The organism is Nitrosomonas sp. Is37, from assembly GCF_033063275.1.
Classification (GTDB): Bacteria; Pseudomonadota; Gammaproteobacteria; order Burkholderiales; family Nitrosomonadaceae; genus Nitrosomonas.
In genome coordinates this window covers 1-3326 of record NZ_JAWJYP010000066.1, presented here as the reverse complement: position 1 = coordinate 3326, position 3326 = coordinate 1, and the positions used below count along the sequence as shown (strand labels likewise).

Sequence of the window (3326 nt, the reverse complement as noted above, 5' to 3'; positions counted from 1 at the left end):
GCTCGTTTGGGAATCAATATTAATCGGCTATTGATTGGCAATATGCCTAACCTACAACTTAGTAGTTGAGAAAAAGGTTTTTTCAAGGACGACTATCTATATTCCAATAATCGAGCCCATGCTGGCGAAGCTTGGATTCAGGGCAAAACTGCTCATCCGGTGTCGCTGAGAGACTATGGTTTTCGTGGCATCTACCGTCAGCGCTATCTGCGTAAGTCGTTTTTTTATTGAGCCATGGGTGGGGGCATACACTGGCCGCGGGATAAACTTGGCCAGAAGCGCGAATCTTCCTGGATAATCGGTCTTCAGTTTGAGATTATCTTCGGCGAAAAAATTATGCAGCGCGGACGCTGACTCACACTAAGTACATCCAAGTAAGAAAATAAGAGAGCTGATGGGTATGTAGTTTGAGTAAGTACTTTACTTTATCCAACCAACTTATGAGCTATGACTGCTTCACTCTGTCCTCTGAAAAATCAGTTTTCAATCTACCATTTGGAAATGATGCTAGATGTTAATGATTTTCAGTTTTTCGCTTAAGCAGTCAACTACCGTTTTTAGATTCAGTCATCTGGCTGCAAATCAAGGGCGACGATTATTTTGTTATAACCAGTATACATTTCCATCACTGTGAGTATTTCTAAAATATCACCTTCTGAAAAACCCGATTTTTTTAATGCATTAAAATCAGAGTCATTGAGACTGTGAGGATCTTTTGTTGCTGTACTCACGAATTTAAGTACAAGATCAAGACGCTGATCACTTGATTCGCCATTCGCTATAGACTCGACAATAGCTGAGTTAAATCCAAGCTTTGCAAGATTTTCTTTGTGTATTCTTAAGCAGAAATTGCAACCATTAACTTTTGATACTCGTGTTGCTATTGCTTCTTTTATCTCTATGGGGATGTTCCCTTTCCCAAGGATATTCTTCGTCCGGTTCCAATTGGCCTGCAAAATATGTGGTGTAGCGCAAACGCCCGATAAGCTGCTGGCACTTGTCCTACTTTTTCCCTTAGTTCACTGAAGATTTCGCTGATTTCTAGGTCATTTGTGTTTTCAATTTCTAGATTGATTCTCGCCATTTTTTCCCCTGGGAACTTATTTTTAATAAGGTGGTAGGCACTATAAGAGAGGTAAGCGCTGCTTGATGCACTTGGAAAATGATCGACACTTTATAAGACGTGTTTCATGTGCAGGAATTATGCCCTTGGCCGCAAGCATCCTGCAAGTGCATCGAACAGAAGCTATTAATAAGTAAAAATTGAGTTTATTTTGCCGACAGCGACAAGCTATTGGACCCATCTCACCAAAGCCAGCTTTATTTAAAGGAATAAAATGCTCAAGTGGATTGGATGTGCTGAGCTGCAGCTATCGGTCGTGCAAAGGGAGCGCACCTGCTTTTCTTGCAAAGCATTGTAGCAGAGATTAGCGTTTATTTTCCCCATCTCCCTCAGTATAATCCAGCTCTGACCAAATATTAATTTTTATCACTTATTACTGAGGCGGTCATGCTGCTGTGGTTCGTCATTTTTTATCTATTGGTTTCCGTGAGCATTGGCCTCTACGCTGCTACGCGCGTGCACAATGCAAAGGACTTCGCTGTTGCAGGACGCTCGCTACCACTGCATGTCGTAACTGCTACAGTATTCGCTACCTGGTTTGGCGCCGAAGCTGTGTTCGGCGTACCAGCCACCTTTGTGCAAAATGGCTTGACTGGTGTAGCCGCCGACCCTTTTGGTTCCTCGATGTGTCTGGTAATCGCCGGTGTCCTTTTTTCACGCTACCTCTACCGGCTCAATATCCTCACGCTTGGAGACTTTTACCGCATGCGTTATAGCCGATCAGTCGAAGTGCTCACCTCACTCTGCATTGTTGCGGCATATCTAGGCTGGGTCGCAGCGCAGATCAAGGCACTTGGTTTGATTTTTTACGTCGTCACCGATGGTACGGTAAGTCAGGAAACTGGCATGATTCTTGGCACTGCTATTGTGCTCACCTATACTACTTTTGGCGGTATGTTCTCTGTAGCAATCCTGGATTTCGTGCAGATGTTTGTGTCGATGAGTGGCCTATTTTTCATTGCCTGGATTATAAGCGGCAAAGTCAGCGGCGGTGCGACGGCGGTTATTGATCATGCTAGCTTGTCAGGCAAACTTAATTTTTTCCCCGAAATGGATCCATTGAAATGGATTACCTTCCTCGCTGCCTGGGTCACAATGATGCTCGGCTCCATCCCGCAGCAGGACGTATTTCAACGCGTTACCTCAGCCAAGAGCGCTACTATAGCTCTTTGGGGCTCGGTCATTGGTGCTACTATTTATTTCTGTTTCGCCTTTGTGCCAATGTTCATTGCCTATTCTGCTACTTTGATCGATCCGATGCTATTCTCGAAATTATTAGCAGAAGATCCGCAGTTACTACTGCCTACACTGGTATTGCAGCACACACCATTGATTGCCCAGGTCATGTTCTTCGGCGCGGTCATATCAGCAATCATGAGTTGTTCGTCAGCCACCTTGCTCGCTCCGTCTGTCACTTTTTCCGAAAATGTGATCCGAGGCTTTTGGCCGAAAATGGGTGATCACCAGTTCCTTTGGGTCATGCGAGCAACATTGGTTAGTTTTGGTGGTATTGTGCTCGCGTTCGCATTGAGTGCAGAATCCACTATTTTTGAAATGGTAGAAAGCGCCTACAAGGTTACGCTTGCTGGTGCATTTGTGCCATTACTCAGCGGTATATTTTGGAAACGTGCCACAACTCAGGGTGCATTAGCAGCTATTTTTGGTGGTTTGTTCTCCTGGTTGCTAATCGAAATCCTGATCGGCGAAGAAAGTCCGATTCCACCACAATTGATTGGTCTTGGTATTTCAGCGTTGGGCATGATCGCCGGCTCGCTGCTGCCACAATGGGTTGGTCACAAAACTCCCGGTCACTCCTTGCATGAATTACAGCATCGTGCGGCCATGGAAACGCACCATGTTACTTCGCGTTAGTTTCGACAATCGAACTCTTCTTGCTACGGAATAAGGTATGGAATGGGGAATGGTTACGATGCCACTCAACGAGTATTTTGATTTGTAATTATAACTGCCCTTCTTTCCATTTGTTTAGAAAGAATTATATGCTCTTGTTGTCGTAAAACTTTTGCGCTAACTTGGACAAATTGAAATACAGAGCAAAACAATCGTGCGCCAATCTGGCAGATTTACCTTAGAAACTGTTCGGAAATTCTGAGAGCTAGCTGATATAGCGATTTTTGCTGTTTGTTAACATTCACCATTTTATGAATCAACCAAAAAACGGAAGAAGCGTTATCCGAGCAAC

2 protein-coding genes are annotated in these 3326 nt (G+C 44.2%); one reads left to right on the top strand and one right to left on the bottom strand.

What is annotated here, in order from left to right:
• Nucleotides 1-563 precede the first annotated feature (563 nt).
• Nucleotides 564-956, bottom strand: coding sequence for a hypothetical protein (locus tag R2Q26_RS15240; RefSeq protein ID WP_317537071.1), 393 nt, complete (start codon nt 954-956; stop codon nt 564-566).
• Nucleotides 957-1510: 554 nt separating this feature from the next.
• Here R2Q26_RS15240 and R2Q26_RS15235 point away from each other — a divergent pair.
• Nucleotides 1511-2995, top strand: a complete 1485-nt coding sequence (locus R2Q26_RS15235) for a sodium:solute symporter family protein (RefSeq protein WP_317537070.1) — start codon at nt 1511-1513, stop codon at nt 2993-2995.
• Nucleotides 2996-3326 lie beyond the last annotated feature (331 nt).